The sequence below is a fragment of the Pseudomonas sp. PK-RTE-24 genome (assembly GCF_054052265.1).
In genome coordinates this window covers 5,425,364-5,443,969 of sequence record NZ_CM133224.1, presented here as the reverse complement: position 1 = coordinate 5,443,969, position 18,606 = coordinate 5,425,364, and the positions used below count along the sequence as shown (strand labels likewise).

Annotated in this window: 15 protein-coding genes; 10 read left to right on the top strand and 5 right to left on the bottom strand. The window is 60.3% G+C overall.

The window, feature by feature from the left end:
• Window positions 1–9: 9 nt before the first annotated feature.
• Window positions 10–1,200 carry a 2-methylaconitate cis-trans isomerase PrpF gene (gene prpF / locus ACV8MC_RS24390; RefSeq protein WP_457263832.1) on the top strand — a complete coding sequence of 397 codons (1,191 nt, stop codon included), beginning with the start codon at window positions 10–12 and terminating at the stop codon, window positions 1,198–1,200.
• Between the two features lie 186 nt (window positions 1,201–1,386).
• Window positions 1,387–2,871, top strand: a complete 1,485-nt coding sequence (gene prpD / locus ACV8MC_RS24385) for a 2-methylcitrate dehydratase (protein WP_457263830.1) — start codon at window positions 1,387–1,389, stop codon at window positions 2,869–2,871.
• 133 nt (window positions 2,872–3,004) lie between these two features.
• On the opposite strand, the gene ppsR is transcribed toward prpD, so the two are convergent.
• On the bottom strand, window positions 3,005–3,823 hold the full coding sequence (gene ppsR / locus ACV8MC_RS24380; protein ID WP_016773826.1) for a posphoenolpyruvate synthetase regulatory kinase/phosphorylase PpsR: 819 nt from the start codon (window positions 3,821–3,823) through the stop codon (window positions 3,005–3,007).
• A 174-nt stretch (window positions 3,824–3,997) separates the two neighbouring features.
• Here ppsR and ppsA point away from each other — a divergent pair, with 174 nt between their 5' ends.
• The 8 genes from ppsA (at window position 3,998) to ACV8MC_RS24340 (ending at window position 12,229) form a co-directional block, all read left to right on the top strand.
• Entirely contained in the window at window positions 3,998–6,373 is a 2,376-nt protein-coding gene (ppsA, locus tag ACV8MC_RS24375; protein WP_056784146.1) for a phosphoenolpyruvate synthase, read from the top strand.
• A 185-nt stretch (window positions 6,374–6,558) separates the two neighbouring features.
• Window positions 6,559–7,548, top strand: coding sequence for an alpha/beta fold hydrolase (locus ACV8MC_RS24370; protein WP_252879746.1), 990 nt, complete (start codon window positions 6,559–6,561; stop codon window positions 7,546–7,548).
• A gap of 210 nt (window positions 7,549–7,758) precedes the next feature.
• Window positions 7,759–8,250, top strand: a complete 492-nt coding sequence (gene rraA / locus ACV8MC_RS24365; RefSeq protein ID WP_039762996.1) for a ribonuclease E activity regulator RraA — start codon at window positions 7,759–7,761, stop codon at window positions 8,248–8,250.
• A gap of 21 nt (window positions 8,251–8,271) precedes the next feature.
• On the top strand, window positions 8,272–9,267 hold the full coding sequence (locus ACV8MC_RS24360; protein WP_016773830.1) for a zinc transporter ZntB: 996 nt from the start codon (window positions 8,272–8,274) through the stop codon (window positions 9,265–9,267).
• 63 nt (window positions 9,268–9,330) lie between these two features.
• Window positions 9,331–9,579: a hypothetical protein gene (locus ACV8MC_RS24355; protein ID WP_003223293.1), complete on the top strand. Its 249-nt coding sequence runs from the start codon at window positions 9,331–9,333 to the stop codon at window positions 9,577–9,579.
• Window positions 9,580–9,581: 2 nt separating this feature from the next.
• On the top strand, window positions 9,582–10,406 hold the full coding sequence (locus tag ACV8MC_RS24350) for a mechanosensitive ion channel family protein (RefSeq protein WP_016773831.1): 825 nt from the start codon (window positions 9,582–9,584) through the stop codon (window positions 10,404–10,406).
• A 90-nt stretch (window positions 10,407–10,496) separates the two neighbouring features.
• On the top strand, window positions 10,497–11,087 hold the full coding sequence (gene sigX, locus ACV8MC_RS24345) for an RNA polymerase sigma factor SigX (protein ID WP_016773832.1): 591 nt from the start codon (window positions 10,497–10,499) through the stop codon (window positions 11,085–11,087).
• A gap of 107 nt (window positions 11,088–11,194) precedes the next feature.
• Window positions 11,195–12,229 (top strand): OmpA family protein, encoded by a 1,035-nt coding sequence (locus ACV8MC_RS24340; protein WP_039762998.1) that lies wholly within the window; start codon window positions 11,195–11,197, stop codon window positions 12,227–12,229.
• 88 nt (window positions 12,230–12,317) lie between these two features.
• On the opposite strand, the gene cobA is transcribed toward ACV8MC_RS24340, so the two are convergent.
• Genes cobA through nirB form a run of 4 tightly spaced genes read right to left on the bottom strand, consistent with a single transcriptional unit; the run spans window position 12,318 to window position 18,562 of the window.
• Window positions 12,318–13,070, bottom strand: coding sequence for a uroporphyrinogen-III C-methyltransferase (gene cobA / locus ACV8MC_RS24335; protein ID WP_353186973.1), 753 nt, complete (start codon window positions 13,068–13,070; stop codon window positions 12,318–12,320).
• Window positions 13,071–13,083: 13 nt separating this feature from the next.
• Window positions 13,084–15,795: a nitrate reductase gene (locus tag ACV8MC_RS24330; RefSeq protein WP_457263824.1), complete on the bottom strand. Its 2,712-nt coding sequence runs from the start codon at window positions 15,793–15,795 to the stop codon at window positions 13,084–13,086.
• Window positions 15,795–16,112 carry a nitrite reductase small subunit NirD gene (gene nirD, locus ACV8MC_RS24325; RefSeq protein WP_016773836.1) on the bottom strand — a complete coding sequence of 106 codons (318 nt, stop codon included), beginning with the start codon at window positions 16,110–16,112 and terminating at the stop codon, window positions 15,795–15,797. The genes ACV8MC_RS24330 and nirD overlap by 1 nt, the downstream gene beginning before the upstream one ends.
• Window positions 16,109–18,562: a nitrite reductase large subunit NirB gene (nirB, locus tag ACV8MC_RS24320; RefSeq protein WP_016773837.1), complete on the bottom strand. Its 2,454-nt coding sequence runs from the start codon at window positions 18,560–18,562 to the stop codon at window positions 16,109–16,111. Before nirB ends, nirD begins: the two co-directional genes overlap by 4 nt.
• Window positions 18,563–18,606: the final 44 nt, after the last annotated feature.

Below are 18,606 nucleotides of genomic sequence, written 5' to 3'. Positions count from 1 at the left end.
AGGAGCACCATGGCACACGCACCACAAATCAGAATCGCTGCCACCTACATGCGCGGCGGCACCAGCAAAGGCGTGTTCTTCAGCCTCAAGGATCTGCCCGAAGCAGCGCAGGTTCCAGGCCCGGCGCGCGACGCTTTGTTGCTGCGAGTGATCGGCAGTCCCGACCCGTACGACAAGCAGATCGACGGCATGGGCGGCGCGACGTCGAGCACCAGCAAAACCGTGATCCTGTCGAAAAGCACCCGCGCCGATCACGACGTCGATTACCTGTTCGGCCAAGTGTCGATCGACAAGCCGTTCGTCGACTGGAGCGGCAACTGCGGCAACCTCTCCGCGGCGGTCGGTTCGTTCGCCATCAGCAACGGTCTGGTCGACGCCAGCCGCATTCCGCACAACGGCGTGGCGGTGGTGCGTGTGTGGCAGGCCAACATCGGCAAGACCATCATTGCCCACGTCCCGATCACCAACGGCGAAGTGCAGGAAACCGGTGATTTCGAACTCGACGGCGTGACCTTTCCGGCGGCCGAAGTGCAGGTTGAATTCATGGATCCGGCGGCGGAAGAAGAGGGCGGCGGTGGCTCGATGTTCCCCACCGGCAATCTGGTCGATGAGCTTGAGGTCCCGGGTGTCGGCACGTTCAAGGCGACCATGATCAACGCCGGGATCCCGACGATATTCGTCAACGCCGAAGACATTGGCTACACCGGCACCGAACTCCAGGGCGCGATCAACGGCGATCCAAAAGCGCTGCTGATGTTCGAGACCATTCGTGCCTACGGTGCGTTGCGGATGGGGCTGATCGCCAATCTGGAAGAAGCCGCCAAGCGGCAACACACGCCGAAAGTTGCGTTCGTCGCCAAGCCTGCGGATTACGTAGCGTCGAGTGGTAAAGCGATCGCTGCTGGTGATGTGGACCTGCTGGTGCGCGCGTTGTCGATGGGCAAGCTGCACCACGCGATGATGGGCACGGCAGCGGTGGCGATCGGCACGGCGGCGGCGATTTCCGGCACGTTGGTCAATCTTGCTGCCGGCGGCGTCGAGCGCAATGCCGTGCGCTTTGGACATCCGTCCGGGACGTTGCGCGTGGGCGCCGAGGCGACGCTGGAGAATGGCGAATGGGTGGTGAAGAAAGCCATCATGAGTCGCAGTGCGCGGGTGCTCATGGAAGGCTATGTCCGCGTGCCCGGCGATTGCTTTTAAGCAACAGCAATATCCTTGTGGGAGCGAGCCTGCTCGCGAAAGCGATGCATCAGACATGCAAATGTTGACTGACGCTCAGCCTTCGCGAGCAGGCTCGCTCCCACAGTGGATTGCATTTCAATCATAAGAAATCGTTAGCCCTGAACCGAGGTCCCATCAACGAACCACTTCACGAGTGAATCGAACATGAGCGCCAACGTCGACCTGAACAACCGCCCCGATTACGACGCAGTTCTGCAGGACATCGCCGACTACGTCCTCACCTTCAAGCCCGAATCCGCCGAAGCGCTGAACACCGCGCGCAACTGCCTGATCGACACGCTGGGCTGCGGTCTGCTGGCTCTGCGTTTTCCCGAATGCACGAAACACCTCGGCCCGATCGTCGAAGGCACGGTGGTGCCGTTCGGCGCACGAGTGCCGGGCACCAGTTATCGCCTCGATCCGGTTAAGGCCGCGTGGGACATCGGCTGCATCGTCCGTTGGCTCGATTACAACGACACCTGGCTTGCCGCCGAATGGGGGCATCCATCGGACAACCTCGGTGCCATCCTCGCCGTAGCCGATCACCTGTCGCAGGAACGCGTCGCCCACGGTGAGGCGCCGCTGACGGTTCGTGATGTGCTGGAAGCGATGATCATGGCCCACGAGATTCAAGGCGTGATCGCTCTGGAAAACTCCTTCAACCGGGTTGGACTCGACCACGTCATTCTGGTGAAAGTCGCCTCGACCGCCGTCAGCGCCAGACTGATGGGTGCCAATCGCGAGCAGATGCTGTCGGCGCTGTCCCATGCCTTCGCCGACGGTCAGGCGCTGCGCACCTATCGTCACGCGCCGAACGCTGGCTCGCGCAAATCCTGGGCGGCGGGGGATGCGGCGAGTCGCGGCGTAAGGCTGGCCGACATCGCCATGCGCGGCGAGATGGGCATTCCCGGAGTTTTGAGCGCGAAGCAGTGGGGCTTCTATGACGTTTCGTTCAGCCACACCAACAACGATCTGGCGCTGAAACCCTCGGACAAACGCGCTTTCAGCTTTTCCCGGCCGTTCGGCAGTTACGTGATGGAAAACGTGCTGTTCAAGATCAGTTTCCCCGCCGAATTCCATGCGCAGACGGCGTGCGAGGCGGCGGTGACCCTGCATCCGCAGGTGCGCAATCGCCTGCACGAGATCGACCGCATTGTCATCACCACCCATGAATCGGCGATCCGCATAATTTCCAAGGTCGGCCCGCTGGCCAACGCAGCCGACCGCGACCACTGCCTGCAATATATGACCGCCGTGCCGCTGGCATTCGGCAATCTGGTGGCGGAGCACTACGAAGACGACTTCCACAAGGCGCATCCGATCATCGATGTGCTGCGCGAAAAAATGCTCATCGTTGAAGAACCGCGCTTCACCCGCGAATACCTTGAGCCCGACAAACGCTCGATTGCCAATGCCGTGCAGGTGTTTTTCAAGGACGGCAGCAGCACCGAGAACGTCGTGGTGGAGTACCCGATCGGCCATCGCCGCCGCCGCGCCGAAGGTATTCCGTTGCTGGAGGACAAGTTCAAGGCCAACCTGGCCACGCGGTTTGCCGGGCAGCGTTGCGCTGAGATATTTGCGCTCTGTGAGGATCAGGCGCGGCTGGAAGCCACAGCGGTGAATCGATTCATCGACCTGTTTGTGCTCTGACAGACCGCGTTATCGTTCTTCGCGGGCAAGCCCGCTCCCACAGGGAATGGTGATGAACACAGAAATTGTGAACACCTTCAGAACCTGTGGGAGCGGGCTTGCCCGCGATAGCGTCAGATCAGGCACCGCAAACCTACTTGAACCGCCGCTCAACCCCTTTCTCCACCAGAATCTTCGCCGAAATCTCTTCCACCGAGAAATGCGTGGAATTGATGTGCGGAATGTTCTCGCGGCGGAACAGGTTCTCCACTTCGCGCACTTCGAATTCGCACTGGGCGTAGCTCGAATAACGGCTGTTGGGCTTGCGCTCGTTGCGGATCGCGGTCAAGCGGTCCGGGTCGATGGTCAGGCCGAACAGCTTGTGCTGATGGGCGCGCAGGGCCGTCGGCAGGGTCAGGCGCTCCATGTCGTCTTCGGTCAGCGGATAGTTGGCCGCGCGGATACCGAACTGCATGGCCATGTACAGACACGTCGGCGTTTTGCCGCATCGCGACACGCCCACTAGTATCAGATCGGCTTTGTCGTAATAGTGGGTGCGCGCGCCGTCATCGTTGTCGAGGGCGAAGTTCACCGCCTCGATGCGCTCCATGTAATTGGAGTTGTGCCCGATGGAATGGGACTTGCCGACGGTGTAGGAAGAGTGCTCGGTAAGCTCCTGTTCGAGCGGCGCGAGGAAGGTCGAGAAAATGTCGATCATGAAACCATTGGACGTTGCGAGAATCTCACGAATGTCCTGATTGACGATGGTGTCGAAGATGATCGGCCGAAAGCCGTCGGTTTCAGCGGCTTTGTTGATTTGTTGTACCATGGCCCGCGCTTTTTCCACGCTGTCGATGTAGGGCCGCGTGAATTTGCTGAAGGTAATGTTTTCGAACTGCGCCAACAGGCTTTGACCCAGGGTTTCGGCGGTAATGCCGGTGCCATCGGAGATGAAGAAAGCAGATCGTTTCATTTGCACCTTGGGCCTTAAGCTGATGAGCATTTCTGGATATGATAGGCGCGATTTGCCGGCCGCCATTGGCCCGCATTCTCACTTATTTTCCAGGTCCAGGCCATACAACCGGCCAAGGCTCCCCCGGGCCGCCGGTTTCTGAGCTTTTCCAACACAGTTAGTGGAGAGATCACCTTGGTAGAGTACGTAGTTTCCCTCGATAAGCTCGGCAAACACGATGTTGAGCATGTGGGGGGCAAGAACGCATCCCTGGGCGAGATGATCAGTAACCTGGCAGGCGCCGGTGTTTCGGTCCCCGGCGGCTTCGCCACGACGGCTCAGGCCTATCGTGACTTCCTCGAACTGAGCGGCCTGAACGAGCAGATCCACAAGGCCCTCGACGCGCTTGACGTCGACGACGTCAATGCCCTGGCCAAGACCGGCGCGCAGATCCGCCAATGGATCATGGACGCCGAATTCCCGGAAAAACTCAACACCGAGATCCGCACCGCGTTCGCCGCGCTGTCGGCGGGCAACCCTGACGTAGCCGTGGCCGTGCGTTCTTCTGCTACCGCCGAAGACCTGCCGGACGCCTCGTTCGCCGGTCAGCAGGAAACCTTCCTGAACATCCGTGGTGTGGAAAACGTAATCCGCGCCGCCAAAGAGGTGTTCGCTTCGCTGTTCAACGACCGTGCGATTTCCTACCGCGTGCACCAGGGCTTCGACCACAAACTGGTCGCCCTGTCGGCTGGCGTGCAGCGCATGGTGCGTTCGGAAACCGGCACCGCCGGCGTGATGTTCACCCTCGATACCGAATCGGGTTTCCGTGACGTGGTGTTCATCACCGGCGCTTACGGCCTGGGCGAAACCGTCGTACAAGGCGCGGTCAACCCGGATGAGTTCTACGTACACAAAGGCACACTGGAGGCCGGTCGTCCGGCGATCCTGCGTCGCAATCTGGGCAGCAAAGCCATCAAGATGATCTACGGCGACGAGGCCAAGGCCGGTCGTTCGGTCAAAACCGTCGATGTCGACAAGGCCGAACGCGCGCGTTTCTGCCTGACCGACGCCGAAGTCAGCGAGCTGGCCAAGCAGGCGATGATCATCGAGAAGCACTACGGCTGCCCGATGGACATCGAGTGGGCCAAGGACGGTGACGACGGCAAGCTGTACATCGTGCAGGCCCGTCCGGAAACCGTGAAAAGCCGCACCCAGGCCAACGTCATGGAACGTTACCTGCTGAAAGAAACCGGCACCGTGCTGGTGGAAGGTCGGGCGATCGGCCAGCGCATCGGCGCCGGCAAAGTGCGGATCATCAAAGACGTCTCGGAAATGGACAAGGTCCAGCCGGGCGACGTGCTGGTTTCCGACATGACCGACCCGGACTGGGAACCGGTGATGAAGCGCGCCAGCGCCATCGTCACCAACCGTGGCGGACGTACCTGCCACGCGGCGATCATTGCCCGTGAGCTGGGCATTCCGGCGGTGGTCGGTTGCGGCAACGCCACCCAGCTGCTGAAGGATGGCCAGGGCGTGACCGTATCCTGCGCCGAAGGCGACACCGGTTACATCTTCGAAGGCGAACTGGGCTTCGACATCAAGAAGAACTCCGTCGACGCCATGCCGGAGCTGCCGTTCAAGATCATGATGAACGTCGGCAACCCGGATCGCGCCTTCGACTTCGCCCAATTGCCGAACGCCGGCGTCGGTCTGGCGCGTCTGGAATTCATCATCAACCGCATGATCGGCGTGCACCCGAAAGCGCTGTTGAACTACGACGGTCTGCCGCAGGAAATCAAGGACAGCGTCGACAAGCGTATTGCTGGTTACAGCGACCCCGTCGACTTCTACGTCGACAAACTGGTGGAAGGCATCAGCACCCTGGCTGCAGCGTTCACGCCGAAAAAAGTCATCGTGCGTCTGTCGGACTTCAAGTCCAACGAATACGCCAACCTGATCGGCGGCAAGCTCTACGAGCCGGAAGAAGAAAACCCGATGCTGGGCTTCCGTGGCGCTTCGCGTTACATCAGCGAATCTTTCCGCGATTGCTTCGAGCTCGAATGCCGCGCGCTGAAACGCGTGCGCAACGAGATGGGCCTGACCAACGTGGAAATCATGGTGCCGTTCGTCCGTACTCTCGGCGAAGCCAGCCAGGTGGTCGATCTGCTCGCCGAAAACGGCTTGAAGCGTGGCGAGAACGGTCTGCGCGTGATCATGATGTGCGAGCTGCCATCCAACGCGATTCTGGCTGAGGAATTCCTCGAATTCTTCGACGGTTTCTCGATCGGCTCCAACGACCTGACCCAACTGACGCTGGGTCTGGACCGTGACTCGGGGATCATCGCGCACCTGTTCGACGAACGTAATCCAGCGGTCAAGAAGCTGTTGGCCAACGCCATTCAGGCCTGCAACAAGGCTGGCAAGTACATCGGCATCTGCGGTCAGGGTCCTTCGGACCACCCGGATCTGGCCAAGTGGCTGATGGAACAGGGCATCGAGAGCGTGTCGCTGAACCCGGACACCGTGCTGGAAACCTGGTTCTTCCTCGCCGAAGGTCAGGCGCAGGCTTGATCAACATGTGAACGGGCCGCGCCCCCTGTAGGAGCGAGCCTGCTCGCGAAGACGGAGCAACATTCACCATGGATGTTGATTGATACACCGCTTTCGCGAGCAGGCTCGCTCCCACATGGGCCGGGCCTTGAGATTGAAGTAGGGCGGGCTCCATCGGATGCCGCCCTTTTTTGTGCAAGAGCATTATGCAAAGCAGCAGCAACCTGTTTCCTGTCGCGCTGATCAGCGCCGAGCGGCGCGGCGATCTGAGCGAAGACGTCTATCGATTGAAACCCGGCAACAGCCCGGACTGGTCCGTGGAAATCGCCGTCACCCGTTTGGGCATGGCCGATGACACGGCGCCACGCGGCGTGCCGGTGATTCTGTTGCACGGCAGCTTTTCCAATCGGCGCTTCTGGTTTTCCCCCAAAGGCCTCGGTCTCGGCGCGTATCTGACCCGGCTTGGCTTCGACGTGTGGATTCCGGAAATGCGCGGTCACGGCCTGTCCCAGCGCAACGAAGACTATCGGCGCAACCGCGTGGCCGACTACGCCCGTTACGATCTGCCGGCGATTGCCGCGTTCGTGCGTGAGCAGAGCGGACAGATCCCGCACTGGATCGGCCATTCGCTCGGCGGCATCACCCTGGCGGCGGCGCTCGGTGGCGAATATCTCGGCGAACCGGCCGTGGCCTCGGCGGCGTTTTTCGGCACGCAGGTCAGCCGCACCTACTGGCCGTTGAAAATCCCACCGGTGGAGTGGGGCGGGCGCTTCATTCTCAAGCGGTTCGCGCAGCTGTCCGGCTCACGCCTCAAACGCGGTCCGGAAGACGAGCCGATCGGCCTGGCCATCGAAAGCATGCGCTGGTACGGCTTGTTCGGACGCTTCGGCGACAAGGACAAGGACTGGTGGGCCGGGCTTGCCGAGGTTCAGGTACCGGTGCTGGCGGTGACGGCAGCGGGCGATCATCAGGATCCGGCGTGGGCCTGCCGCAAGCTGTTCGAGCAGATCGGCTCAGAGTGCAAGCAGTTCATCAACCTGGGCCGCGAGCAGGGCTTCTCGGATAATTTCGGCCATGTCGAAATGCTGGTGAGCAAAGCAGCGCAGGCTGAAGTGTGGCCGCTGGTGGCGCGCTGGTTGAAGGATCAGCAGACACCGTTGCTTGCGCAGCCAGCGAATCTGGCCGCCGCAGTGTGAGGGGCGTTCCGTTCAGCCTGGCTTGCGGCTAAGATATGACGCATTGTGCGGTTCTGGTCATATTTCGTGACTGTTTAGCTATTACGTTTCAGGGTTTGTTCAGGTTGCGTCAGCGACCATGGCATGGACTAAGGTAAACAGCGACCGCCGGAACTCGTCTCCTCAGAATGCGGCATCCTTGATCGTCTTCCTTGTTACAGGAGTTTTTCGATGGAACATTACCTTACGCCTGATCTGTGCGACGCCTACCCGGAGCTGGTGCAGGTGCTGGAACCGATGTTCAGCAATTTCGGCGGCCGGGATTCCTTCGGCGGCGAAATCGTGACCATCAAATGCTTCGAAGACAATTCGCTGGTCAAGGAGCAGGCCGAACTCAACGGCAAAGGCAAAGTGCTGGTGGTTGATGGCGGCGGTTCGCTGCGCCGCGCCCTGCTGGGCGACATGATCGCCGCCAAGGCCGCGCAGAACGGCTGGGAAGGGCTGGTGATCTACGGTTGCATCCGTGACGTCGACGTCATTGCCCAGACCGATCTCGGCGTGCAGGCGCTGGCCAGTCACCCGATGAAAACCGACAAGCGCGGCATTGGCGACCTCAACGTCCCGGTGACTTTCGCCGGTGTGACGTTTCACCCGGGCCAGTACATTTATGCGGACAACAACGGCGTGATCGTTTCGCCGACTCCGCTGAAAATGCCTGAATAAGGTTTTCGACAAGGGATGCGGATGTTCGAGGAAGAAAACGCGCAATGGGGGCTGGTACATGCCCTGGTACTGGACGGCAAGGGCGGTGCGCGTTCGATAGCCCGGACTGAGCTCGACGATTTGCAGCTGCAGGCCCATGAAAGCCTGTGGCTGCACTGGGATCGCAGCCATCCGCAGACCCAAACCTGGCTGCGCAAATCCAGCGGGCTCAACGAATTCACCTGCGATCTGCTGCTGGAAGAGAACACCCGCCCGCGTCTGTTGCCATTGCCCGACTCCGAGCTGCTGCTGTTTCTGCGCGGGGTCAATCTCAACCCGGGCGCCGAGCCGGAAGACATGGTCTCGGTGCGGATTTTTGCCTCCGCTCAGCGCGTGATTTCCCTGCGCTTGCGTCCGTTGCGCGCTACAGATGAGTTGCTGGCGCTGCTGGGGGAGGGCAAAGGTCCGAAAACGTCTTCTGAATTGATGCTGTATCTGGCGCAGTTCCTCACCAATAAAGTGCAGGATCTGGTCACGTGCCTGTCGGAAGTGGTCGATGAAGAGGAAGAAAAACTCGACGCCGACGAACGGTATACGCCCGAGCACGGGGCCATTTTGCACATCCGCCGCAGAGCGGCCGGGCTGAAGCGTTTTCTCGCGCCACAGCGGGATATTTTTGGACAGCTGACGCGGATAAAATTGCCGTGGTTCGTCGAAGACGACGCCGACTACTGGAACGAATTGAACAACAGCCTGACCCGTTATCTGGAAGAGCTCGAATTGACTCGAGAGCGTGTGGGGCTTGTGCTGGAGGCCGAAGATCGGCGTTTGAGCGTGCACATGAATCGCACCATGTACCGCTTCGGCATCATTACCTGCATCTTTTTGCCGATGAGTTTCATCACCGGTCTGCTGGGCATCAATGTCGGCGGTATTCCGTTTGCCGAAAGCCCGTATGGTTTCCTGATTGCCTGCCTGACGGTACTCGCCCTGGCGTTCGGTCAGTGGTGGTTGTTCCGTCGATTGCGCTGGGTGTGAACATGGCGTATGTGACCCGAGTAAAACTGCCCGCGTCTTTCACAGACATCACGAGAGGTGCGTATGCACGATCCGTTTGAACAGTCTTTGCGCGACATGCTCAACGCTTCGCCGTCCAGCCGCGACGACGATGCCTGCCTGGGCCGCGTACTCAAAACCGCCAACCGCCAGGTCGGCGCCGGTGATCTGTTCAGCCTGCTGGGCCGCTGGCTGCCCGCGCTGATGATCGCCCTGAACAATGGCTCGGCGCATGTCTCGCCGGTTTCCCGTCTTCGTAAAACCACTGCTCGCACTGCTGATAAGGCTGATTGAATATGGAACTTGATCTCTGGACTCAGAGCCTCGTCACTGCAATGACTGCGTTGTGGACCAAAGTCGCTAACTTCATTCCGAACCTGTTCGGCGCACTGGTTGTGCTGCTGTTGGGTTTCGTCGTGGCCAAACTGCTCGACACCTTGCTCTCCAAATTGCTCGCCAAACTCGGCCTTGATCGTCTGATGGGCGGCACCGGGCTGACCAAGCTGATGTCGCGGGCCGGGCTGCAGGTGCCGATCTCGACGCTGATCGGTAAAATCGTCTACTGGTTCGTTCTGCTGATTTTTCTGGTTTCCGCGGCAGAATCCCTTGGCCTTGAGCGAGTTTCAGCTACGCTGGACATGCTGGCGTTGTATCTGCCGAAAGTATTCGGCGCCGCGCTGGTATTGCTGGTCGGTGTCCTGCTGGCGCAACTGGCCAACGGGCTGGTGCGCGGCGCAGCAGAAGGCGTAGGCCTGGACTACGCTTCCGGGTTGGGACGGATCGCGCAGGGGCTGGTCATTATCATCAGTATCTCGGTGGCGATCAGCCAGCTCGAGGTCAAGACCGACCTGCTGAACCATGTAATTGTCATCGTTTTGATTACCGTTGGTCTGGCAGTTGCGCTGGCCATGGGTTTGGGAAGCCGGGAAATTGCCGGTCAGATTCTTGCGGGAATCTATGTGCGTGAGCTGTATGAGGTTGGGCAACAAGTGCGTGTTGGCGAGGTCGAAGGCCAGATCGAAGAGATCGGCACGGTTAAAACCACATTGCTGACCGATGAGGGTGAGCTAGTCTCTCTCTCCAATCGGATCCTGCTGGAACAGCATGTGAGTAGCCGCTAAACCGGCAAACCCTGCTAATGTATGCCGCCGCAAAATGCCAGCCGAGGCTGGTTGTGGCGGACATTGACCTGACTGTCGGCACGACTTGTTTTGAATAAAGCCCAACCGCTATCCACGCGCTACGACCCCCGCGAGCTCTCTGATGAGGAGTTGGTCGCGCGCTCGCATACCGAGCTGTTTCACGTAACGCGCGCCTACGAAGAGTTGATGCGGCGTTACCAGCGAACATTATTTAACGTCTGCGCGAGATATCTTGGGAACGATCGCGACGCAGACGATGTCTGTCAGGAAGTGATGCTGAAGGTGCTGTACGGCCTGAAGAACTTCGAGGGGAAATCGAAGTTCAAAACCTGGCTTTACAGCATCACTTACAACGAATGCATCACGCAGTATCGGAAGGAACGGCGTAAGCGTCGCTTGATGGACGCTCTCAGTCTGGACCCTCTTGAAGAAGCGTCTGAAGAAAAGGCGCCGAAGCCGGAGGAGAAGGGTGGGCTTGATCGCTGGCTGGTGTATGTGAATCCGATTGACCGCGAAATTCTGGTGCTACGATTTGTCGCAGAGCTGGAGTTTCAGGAGATCGCAGACATCATGCACATGGGTTTGAGTGCGACAAAAATGCGTTACAAACGCGCTCTAGATAAATTGCGTGAGAAATTTGCAGGCATTGCTGAAACTTAGTTCAGCGCAAATATCTCTTACGTGTAGGCAAGTTCTGATAGACTTGCCGCCGAGTTGTCCCCCGGTTTGCGGGACTGCTTCACAATCACCAGATGGGGATTTAACGGATGAAACTGAAAAACACCTTGGGCTTGGCCATTGGTTCTCTGATTGCCGCCACTTCGTTCGGCGCTCTGGCACAAGGCCAAGGCGCAGTTGAAATCGAAGGCTTCGCTAAGAAAGAACAATTCGACAGCGCTCGTAACTTCAAGAACAACGGCAACCTGTTCGGCGGTTCGATCGGTTACTTCCTGACCGACGACGTTGAACTGCGTCTGGGCTACGACGAAGTGCACAACGTACGTGCCGACGATGGCAAGAACGTCAAAGGCGCTAACACCGCTCTGGACGCTCTGTACCACTTCAACAACCCAGGCGACATGATTCGTCCATACGTTTCGGCCGGTTTCTCTGACCAGAGCATCGACCAGAACGGTTCGAACGGTCGTAACCGTTCCACCTTCGCCAACGTTGGCGGCGGTGCCAAGCTGTACTTCACCGAGAACTTCTACGCCCGTGCCGGCGTTGAAGCTCAGTACAACATCGACCAGGGCGACACCGAGTGGGCTCCTAGCGTCGGTATCGGTGTGAACTTCGGTGGCGGCTCCAAGCCAGCTGCTGCTCCAGTTCCAGCACCTGCTGAAGTCTGCTCCGACAGCGACAACGATGGCGTTTGCGACAACGTTGACAAGTGCCCGGACACCCCAGCCAACGTAACCGTTGACGCTGATGGCTGCCCAGCAGTTGCTGAAGTTGTTCGTGTTGAGCTGGACGTGAAATTCGACTTCGACAAGTCGGTAGTCAAGCCTAACAGCTATGGCGACATCAAAAACCTGGCTGACTTCATGAAGCAGTACCCATCCACCACCACTACTGTTGAAGGTCACACTGACTCCGTCGGTCCTGACGCTTACAACCAGAAACTGTCCGAGCGTCGTGCAAACGCCGTTAAGCAAGTTCTGACCAACCAGTACGGTGTTGAATCGTCCCGCGTTCAGTCTGTTGGCTACGGCGAATCCCGCCCAGTTGCTGACAACAAAACTGAAGCTGGCCGCGCTGTAAACCGTCGCGTAGAAGCGCAGGTTGAAGCTCAAGCTAAGTAATTAGCTGCCGCTGATGGAAAAGCCCGGCTCAGGCCGGGCTTTTCTTTGTCTGCGATTTGGCTTCGCCGCTTAAAAGCGCGTGCGCGCGTTACGCCGTGCAGGAGCTGCCGAAGGCTGCGATCTTTTGCTCTTGCACGACACCAGCCACCGCACCAATCACCAGAATCGCCGGGCTCTTCAATTCAAACGCCGAGGCATCCTCAGCCATCGCACTCAGGTCACTGCGACATTCACGCTGATGCGCCAACGAGGCGTTTTCGATCATCGCCACCGGCGTATCCGCCGCCATCCCTCCCGCCAGCAGCTGATCACGAATCTCGCCCAGCTTGGCCACGCCCATGTAAACCACCAGCGTCGTCCCGCCTTGCGCCAGCGCCTGCCAGTTCAACTGGCTGTCATCCTGGGTGTGCGCAGTCACCAACGTTACTCCGCGCGCCACGCCCCGCAACGTCAGCGGAATATCGCACTGCGTCGCCCCGGCCAGCCCGGCGGTAATGCCATTGACCAGTTCCACTTCAACCCCACGCTCGCGCAACCACTGCGCTTCTTCGCCACCGCGACCGAAAATGCACGGATCGCCGCCCTTGAGGCGCACCACGCATTTGCCTTGGCGTGCATAACGCAGCATCAGCCGATGAATGAATGCCTGTGGCGTCGAACGGCAGCCGCCGCGCTTGCCAACGGGAATAAGCCGCGCAGTCGGGCAGTGTTCCAGCACGGCGTCGTTGACCAGATCATCGATCATCACCACATCGGCCTCGCGCAACGCCCGCACCGCTTTGAGCGTCAGCAACTCCGGATCGCCAGGGCCTGCGCCCACCAGCCAGACTTTCGCATTCATGGTGTTGTCCTCGTTAAATGACCGCGACCGGCCGCGCTTCGGCAGCCAGCAGACGCTTGATTTCCGGCACGCAGGAACCGCATTGCGTGCCGCATCGGAGATTGTTTTTCAGGCCTTGCAGATCCAGTCCCTGGCGAATGCCGGCGCAGACTGCGTTGAGACTGACGTTTTCGCAATTGCACAAGGTCTTGTCGCTCGCAATGGCGCCGACAGCGCCCGGCGGCGCGCTCATCGGCGCGAGCAGCCAGCGCCGCAGTTGTTGGTCGGCACGGCCCTCCAGCCACAGGCTTTGCAGCCAGTGTTGCGCCAGGGTTTCGCCGGCGAGGCGAATCGCAGTGATACGGCCGTTTTCGATACGCACCCGCTTGCCAATGGCGCGACGCGGATCGTCATAGGCCAGAACCGGGCCATCCAGCAAGGACAGGCATTGGTCGATCTTGCCCAGCAGCTGTGGACCCGGCGCCTCGGCGTGTGCAGCGCGTATCAGCAACGCTGGCCGCTCACGCCCGACAAGGCTGAGGCTGACGTAGGAAAACGCCTCGCACAGCGGTCGTAGCGTCTCGAAATGCCGCTGAACATCACCCTCGATCAAGGCGAACAATTGCCACGGCAGGTTGACTGCCTCCAGACGCACGCCGCTGTGCTTGAGCTCCGGTTGCCTGGACAGCGGATCAAACGCCGGCAAGGTCAGCTTGTTAACACCGCCCTTAAGATAGCGATCGCCCCAGTGCATCGGCAGAAACGCCTGGCCCGGACGCACGCTGTCGTCGCTGCCGACCGCAACAATCACCGCGCCACGGCGGCTTTTCAAATTGACCAGATCACCGGGCTGCAAGCGGTGCCGACGCATTTCGTCAGGGTGCAGGCTCAGCACGGCTTCGCTGACGTGGCCGAACAATTGCGCGGCGGTGCCGGTGCGGCTCATGCCGTGCCACTGGTCACGCAGGCGACCGGTGATCAAAGTCAGCGGGAAGCGCGCGTCGCGTTGTTCCTTGGCGGCGCGGTACGGATCGGCAATGAATTGCGCGCGGCCGCTAGCCGTAGGAAAGACGCCGTCTTCGTAGAGTCGTGGCGTGCCTTGGCGGGCGCCGGCAGGGAAGGGCCATTGCTGCGGGCCGATCTCGTCGATCAAGGCATGACTGATTCCGCACAGATCCAGGTCTCGCCCTTGGGTCAGCGCTTTGAATTCATCAAACAACTGCGAAGGTTGATGGAAAGCGAACAGGCTCGGCTGCCTGGGGCGCAGACGTTTCTCCAGACGCTGTGCGAAATCCACCGTGATTGCCCAGTCCGGCCGCGCTTCGCCCGGTGCGACAACCGCTTTGCGCACGTGGGAAATGCGCCGTTCGGAGTTGGTCACCGAACCTTCTTTCTCGCCCCAACTGGCGGCGGGTAACAGCAGGTCCGCAAACGCAGCGGTTTCGGTGGTGCGAAAGGCTTCCTGCAACACCACAAACGGGCAGGCCTCAAGCGCTGCGCGTACTGCGCTCTGATCAGGCATCGATTGCGCCGGATTGGTACAGGCAATCCACAGTGCTTTGATTTTGCCGCTGCGCAGGCTTTCGAACAGTTCGATGGCGCTCAGGCCCGGCGCCTCGGGCAAGCTCTCCACGCCCCAGTACGCCGCCACCTCGGCGCGATGTTCCGCATTGCCGGCATCGCGATGGCCCGGCAACAGATTCGACAGACTGCCGGTTTCCCGCCCGCCCATGGCGTTTGGCTGACCCGTCAGGGAGAAAGGTCCTGCACCGGGACGGCCAATTTGCCCGGTGGCCAAGTGCAGATTGATCAGCGCGCTGTTTTTTGCGCTGCCGGCGGTGGACTGATTCAGGCCCATGCACCACAGCGACAGGAAGCTCGGCGCAGTGCCGACCCATTCTGCGCATTGCTGCAGTTGCTCGATGCTGATGCCGCACAGTTGCGAAACCATTTGCGGGGTGTAATCGCGCACCAGTGTCTTGAGTTCGGCGAGGCCTTCGGTGTGCGCCTTGATGAAATCGCGATCGACCCAGTCTTCCCACAGCAGCAGATGCAAAATCCCATGGAACAAAGCGACATCGGTGCCCGGAAGAATCGCCAGGTGCAGGTCAGCCAAATCGCAGGTATCGGTGCGACGCGGGTCGATCACGATGACTTTCATCTGCGGGCGACGGGATTTGGCTTCCTCCAGTCGACGGAAAAGTACCGGATGGGCGTAGGCCATGTTACTGCCGACGATCATCACGCAGTCGCTCAGCTCCAGGTCTTCGTAACTGCACGGCGGTGCGTCGGCGCCGAGGCTGCGTTTGTAGCCGACCACCGCCGAGGACATGCACAGCCGCGAATTGCTGTCGATGTTGTTGGTGCCGACCAGCGCCCGCGCCAGTTTGTTGAAGGCGTAGTAGTCCTCGGTGAGCAACTGTCCGGAGATGTAGAACGCCACGCTGTCCGGGCCGTGCTCGGCGATGGTTTCGGCGAACACGTTGGTCGCGTGGTCGAGGGCGGTATCCCAGTCAGTACGGCTGCGCGCCAGGCCTTTGCCCAGGCGCAGTTCCGGGTACAAGGCGCGGGCGGCGAGGTCGCCGGTCAGGTGCAGCGTCGAGCCTTTGCTGCACAGTTTGCCGAAGTTGGCCGGGTGCGCCGGATCGCCGCTGACGCCGAGGATGCGCTCGCCGTCATGCTCGATCAGTACGCCGCAGCCGACCCCGCAGTAACAGCAGGTCGAGGCGGTCGTCTGGCGGTTCATCAGATGGCGTCCCGCAGGGCCAGTTGCACCCGGCCATTCTCGACCCGCGCCGGATGATGGTGCGCACAGCCGATGTCCGGCGCCTGGGCTTCGCCGGTTTCGAGGTCGATCTGCCAGTTATGCAGCGGGCAGGCCACGCGCTTGCCATAGATCAGACCTTGCGACAGCGGGCCGCCCTTGTGCGGGCAGCGATCATCGAGGGCGAAAACCTCGTCGTCGCTTGTACGAAAAATCGCGATGTCTCCTTTCGGCCCGGCAATGATCCGCGAACCGAGGGCGTTGATCTCTTCCAGCGCACAGATGTCGAGCCAGTTCATGCCGGCACCTCCAGGTTTTTCACGGGGATCACGTCGAATTCTTTCTTCAGTTGCGGCTGCGCCAGGCGCTCTTTCCATGGGTCCTGTTCGAACGACAGGGAGAATTGCAGGCGCTCGTTCAGGGCCTTGCGCCGCTCGGCGTCTTCGAGCACGTTCTTCTTGATGTGCTCCATGCCGACCCGTTGCAGGTAATGCACGGTGCGCTCAAGGTAGAAGGCTTCTTCGCGGTAGAGCTGCAGGAATGCGCCGTTGTATTCGCGGACTTCTTCGGCGGTCTTGAGCTTGACGAAGAACTCGGCGACTTCGGTCTTGATCCCGCCGTTGCCACCGATGTACATCTCCCAGCCGGAGTCGACGCCGATAATTCCTACGTCCTTGATGCCCGCTTCCGAGCAGTTGCGTGGGCAACCGGACACCGCCAGCTTCACCTTGTGCGGCGACCACATGTTGAACAGGTCGTGCTCGAGCTCGATGCCCAGTTGCGTCGAGTTCTGCGTGCCGAAACGGCAGAACTCGCTGCCAACGCAGGTTTTCACCGTGCGGATGGATTTGCCGTAGGCGTGGCCGGACGGCATGTCGAGGTCTTTCCAGACGCCGGGCAGATCCTGTTTCTTGATCCCCAGCAAGTCGATGCGCTGACCGCCGGTGACCTTGACCATCGGCACGTTGTACTTGTCGGCCACATCGGCGATTCGGCGCAGTTCTGATGGGTTGGTGACGCCGCCCCACATGCGCGGCACCACCGAATAGGTGCCGTCCTTCTGGATGTTGGCGTGGGCGCGTTCGTTGATCAGGCGCGATTGCGGATCGTCCTTGGCCTCGCCCGGCCAGGTGGAAATCAGGTAGTAGTTGAGCGCCGGGCGACAGGTCGCGCAGCCATTCGGTGTGCGCCAGTTCAGGTAACTCATGGTCTCGGCGATGGTCAGCAGGTGTTCCTGACGGATCGCCTGACGAATCTGCCCGTGGTTGAGGTCGCTGCAACCGCAGATGGCTTTTTCGCTTTTCGGTTTGACGTCCGCCGCGCCACCGACGGTGTTAATCAGGATCTGCTCGACCAGCCCGGCGCAGGAGCCGCAGGAGCTCGCAGCCTTGGTGTGTTTCTTCACTTCATCGACGCTGAACAGGCCGTGTTCCTGGATCGCCTTGACGATGGTGCCCTTGCACACACCATTGCAGCCGCAGACTTCGGCGCTGTCGGCCATGACCATGGCTTTGTCCTGGCCCTGATGTCCTACGTCGCCTAATGCATTTTCTCCAAACATCAGGTGATCGCGGATTTCGCCGATGGCGTGATTCTCACGAATCTGCCGGAAATACCAACCGCCATCTGCCGTATCGCCGTACAGACAGGCGCCGACCAGCACGTCATCCTTGATCACCAGTTTTTTGTACACACCGCCGATCGGGTCGGAGAGGGTGATGGTCTCGGTGCCTTCGCCGCCCATGAAATCGCCGGCGGAGAACAGGTCGATGCCGGTGACTTTCAATTTGGTCGAAGTCACCGAGCCCTGATAGCGAGCGAAACCCAGTTGCGCGAGGTGATTGGCGCAGACCTTGGCCTGTTCGAACAGCGGTGCGACCAGACCGTAGGCGATGCCGCGATGGCTGGCGCATTCGCCGATTGCGTAGATGCGCGGGTCGTAGGTTTGCAGGGTGTCGTTGACCAGAATCCCGCGATTGCACGGAATGCCGGCCTTTTCTGCCAGTTCAGTGTTGGGACGGATGCCGGCGGCCATTACCACCAGATCGGCAGGGATGATGTCGCCGTTCTTGAACTGCACCGAGCCGACCCGGCCATTGCCGGCGTCGTGCAGGGCTTGGGTCTGTTCGCACAGGCGAAAATGCAGGCCACGGGATTCCAGCGCCGATTGCAGAAGCTGGCCGCTGGTCTTGTCCAGTTGCCGCTCCAGCAGCCATTCGCCGAGGTGCACCACGGTCACGTGCATGCCGCGCAGCATCAGGCCGTTGGCCGCTTCGAGGCCGAGCAGACCGCCGCCGATGACCACGGCGTGCTTGTGGGTCCTGGCGGTGTCGATCATGGCCTGGGTGTCGGCGATGTCGCGATAACCGATCACGCCCTGCAAGGTGTTGCCGGGGATTGGCAGGATGAACGGAGTCGAGCCGGTGGCGATCAATAGACGGTCATACTCGGCCTCGGTGCCGTCCTCGGCGATTACCCGGCGTTTGACCCGGTCGATCTCCACCACTTTGCGGTTGAGCAGCAACTTGATGTTGTTTTCCAGGTACCAGTCGAGGTCGTTCAGCACGATCTCTTCGAAGGTCTGCTCACCGGCCAGCACCGGCGACAGCAGGATGCGGTTGTAGTTGGTGTGCGGTTCGGCGCCGAAGACGGTGATGTCGTAGAGCTCGTCGCTCAGCTTGAGCAGTTCTTCCAGGGTACGGACCCCGGCCATGCCATTGCCGATCATCACCAGTTTGAGTTTTTTCATCAGGTTCTCCGGGAGCTGCGGCTGGCCTCTGGTGGGCCGTCGGG